This window comes from Flavobacterium sp. (assembly GCF_040382755.1).
Lineage (GTDB): Bacteria > Bacteroidota > Bacteroidia > Flavobacteriales > Flavobacteriaceae > Flavobacterium.
Genome location: NZ_JBEIET010000172.1, coordinates 1 through 3276, shown reverse-complemented (window position 1 = coordinate 3276; position 3276 = coordinate 1). Strand labels below are relative to the sequence as shown.

Genomic DNA, 3276 nt, shown 5'->3' with positions numbered 1-3276 from the left:
CGGCGCACAAGGTTTGAGTTTGAGAGCGAAGTAAAATCAGTGTAGGAAAACTTCCCACACCCAATCTCGCTCTCACACTGATTTTGCTCCCCTTACAGACGAAAGATGCAACTATAATGCGATGATTGAGTATTTGACTATCAGGGAATTAAAGGGTTGAACTTGGTTAAAGTTTACAGAAAGTGAAATATTAGTAGATTCTCAAAATTTCTTCATTGAATCTTTTTGTCTCTGTAAACAAAGGTGTATATCCTGAGTTTTCAAATTTTAACAAGCACATTGAATTTTCGCACCAGATTGACTTGCTTTAGTACCTTCTGTTGCATATCCATCAAATTTCCACCATTCAATACCGCCTATCAGTTCTTTGACTTTAAAACCAAGCCTTGCCATATTTAAAGCTCCTTTTGTTGAGGCGTTGCAACCAATTCCATCACAATAAGTAACATACACAAAATCTTTGTTTAAATGATTAGTAGTCTCTACATTCATTTCACGATGAGGAATATTGATAGCTGTAGGAATATGTTCGGCATCAAATCCAAATGCCATTCTTGCATCAAGCGCAATTACTTTCTCGCCATTGTTTAACGCATCAAACAAATCTGAGGGGTCCATTTCAAAAGCCAGTTTCTGTTCGTAATGTTTAATTTGTGCATCCATTTTTAGAATTTTTAAATTATTAATGAACTAAAAATATAACAAACACAAATACATTAAAAACGAAAAGAATTCATCAGAATCATTCATTTTTTTCATAGAAAACATTTAATCTAAATTTGTTTCTTTGTAATAATTTATTTGTATTAAATGGAAATAAGACATTTAAAACTAATTAAAGCCATTGTCGAAGAAGGAAGCATAACAAAGGCAATTGATAAATTAAATTTGACGCAATCTGCGTTGAGCCATCAACTGAAAGAAGCTGAATATAAGTTGGGCACACAAATATTTTTGCGACAAAATAAAAAATTAATTTTAACCAAAGCGGGACAGAAATTATACGTTACTGCAAATCAAATTTTAGAAAAACTTTTTGATACTGAACAGGAAATAAAACAATTGATTTTTGGAGAGTATGGTACAATCAGAATAAGTACCGAATGTTATTCAAGTTATCATTGGTTACCATCCGTTTTGAGACAATTTAATCTGCTTTATCCTAATGTTGAATTACAAATTGTGATGGAAGCCACTCATTATCCATTACAAAAATTAAAGAAAAATATTATTGATATTGCAATAACAAGTGACCCCATAAAAGATGATAATATTAATTATCTAGAGCTTTTTCAAGACGAAATGCTAATGATTGTTTCTACGAATCACTCTTGGGCTGACAAAAAATATGTTTTAGCAGAGGATTTTATTAATGAACATTTATTAATTCATTCATTGCCATTGGAAACAGTCTCTGTTTATCAATTTCTTTTATCCCCAGCTAAAGTAATACCGAAAAAAATTACACCACTCCCACTTACCGAAGCATCAATAGAAATGGTAAAAGCAGATATGGGTATTATGTCAATGGCAAAATGGGCTGTGCAACCTTATTTGAAAGAGAATTCTCTTAAAACGATTAGAATTGGCAAAAATGGATTAAAGAGGAAACATTTTATCGCTCTTATGAATAACAAAAAATATCCAGCATATTTTAATCACTTTATCGAATTTTTACAATCAGAAATCAATCAACTATGGCATATATAATTAGAGAATGTACGGAAAAAGATTTGCCAATATTAGTTGAACTATGTGGCAAACATTCGGAATTTGAGCAAGCAAATTATAACAGAAATGGAAAAGAAATTTTATTAAAAAAGGCGATATTTTCCGACAGACCAAAATTATATTGTTATGTAATTGAAATCCGTAATAATCTCCAAGGATATTTTTCTTACACTTTTGATTATTCAACTTGGGATGCAATGACATTTCTATATTTGGACTGTTTGTATTTAGAGCCAGAATATAGAGGACGTAGAATTGGTGAAGTAGTTTTTGAAAAACTAAAAGAAATTGCGAAAAAAAATAACTGCGTAAATATTCAATGGCAAACACCTGTTTTAAATGAAAGAGCCATAAAATTTTACAATCGAATTGGAGGTAAAGGAAAAGACAAAGTCAGATTTTTCATTGAATTTTAAATTGTTCTGTATTTAATTAATTGTCTCATACAAGAAGGGGTAAATTCATATCCAAATCGAAACAGATATTGAGCAGCAGCACCCACTTATGCACCACCGATAGAGGTTATAATCAAAACCAGAGGTGTTTTGGAAGGTTCTAAAAACAAAAAAGAGGTCAAAATTGACCTCCTTTCCACTTTTGCTCCCCTCATTGACGGAAGATGCAGCAATCTTCCAATTGTTGCAACAAAAAAGCCGAGATTAGATTCCCGGCCTTAATTAGTGTGAGTGTGAGATTGAGTGTGAGGAGATTCACACTCCCCCCCTCAAACTCACACTGATTTTGCTCCCCTTTTCTACGAAAGATGCAACTATAATGCGATGATTGAGTATGTGACCATTAGGAAATTGAAGGGTTAAACTTGGTGCAAGTTTGCAGGAAGTCTATTACTTATTTTGCTTTTATCGGTATCCAAATTTCTTCCTCAGATGATGGGTCATTGTTTTTGTATTTTTCACCTAAAACTTCAAAATGTGCTCTATCATCTAATGCATAGTCTGAATTTGGTACCCATTCGCTATAAATGTAATGGAAAAAAGCTGGGGCTCCTGAACTCATTCCTTTATAATTAAAAACAGCATAAAGTCCGCTTGATAAATTATATGTTTCCATTTCATCTGGCACTTTATTGAAATTTTCAACCTCTACCGTGGCCCATCTTTCAAATTTGTTAGTAGGTTTGAAATCAATAAAGTGATTAGAAGCATATACAACTAATGATATTAAATCGTTTGTCAAAGTATTGGTTATTTCTTTTCTTCTTGGCATAAAACTACCCCATAATTTTCCTATTCTATAATCGAAATAACTCATTGTCATTCTTTTTCCAACCAATTTCTTCTCGTTTATTGTTTCTATTCTTGGTATCATTTTCACTATTTATTTACAAACTCTAATATATCAGCAGGTTGACAATCCAAAACTTTACAAATAGCTTCCAATGTACTAAACCTTATTGCTTTTGCTTTTCCTGTTTTAAGAATAGAAAGATTTGCCAATGTTAATCCAACTTTTTCAGACAATTCATTTAATGACATTTTTCGTTTTGCCATCATCACATCCAAGTTTACTATAATTGGCATAGGT

General features: G+C 32.0%; 5 protein-coding genes. 2 read left to right on the top strand and 3 right to left on the bottom strand.

Translation table 11 applies throughout. From position 1 onward, the window contains the following. Positions 1-267 precede the first annotated feature (267 nt). Entirely contained in the window at positions 268-663 is a 396-nt protein-coding gene (locus tag ABWO04_RS10695) for a rhodanese-like domain-containing protein (RefSeq protein WP_353079690.1), read from the bottom strand. 147 nt (positions 664-810) lie between these two features. Between ABWO04_RS10695 and ABWO04_RS10690 the strand changes: the two genes are divergently transcribed. After that, entirely contained in the window at positions 811-1710 is a 900-nt protein-coding gene (locus tag ABWO04_RS10690; RefSeq protein WP_353079689.1) for a LysR family transcriptional regulator, read from the top strand. Further along, a complete protein-coding gene (locus ABWO04_RS10685) occupies positions 1698-2147 on the top strand; it encodes a GNAT family N-acetyltransferase (RefSeq protein ID WP_353079688.1) in 450 nt (149 codons plus the stop codon). Before ABWO04_RS10690 ends, ABWO04_RS10685 begins: the two co-directional genes overlap by 13 nt. 433 nt (positions 2148-2580) lie before the next feature. On the opposite strand, the gene ABWO04_RS10680 is transcribed toward ABWO04_RS10685, so the two are convergent. Further along, positions 2581-3060, bottom strand: a complete 480-nt coding sequence (locus tag ABWO04_RS10680; protein ID WP_353079687.1) for a GyrI-like domain-containing protein — start codon at positions 3058-3060, stop codon at positions 2581-2583. 5 nt (positions 3061-3065) lie between these two features. Continuing rightward, positions 3066-3272 (bottom strand): helix-turn-helix domain-containing protein, encoded by a 207-nt coding sequence (locus tag ABWO04_RS10675; protein WP_353079691.1) that lies wholly within the window; start codon positions 3270-3272, stop codon positions 3066-3068. Positions 3273-3276 lie beyond the last annotated feature (4 nt).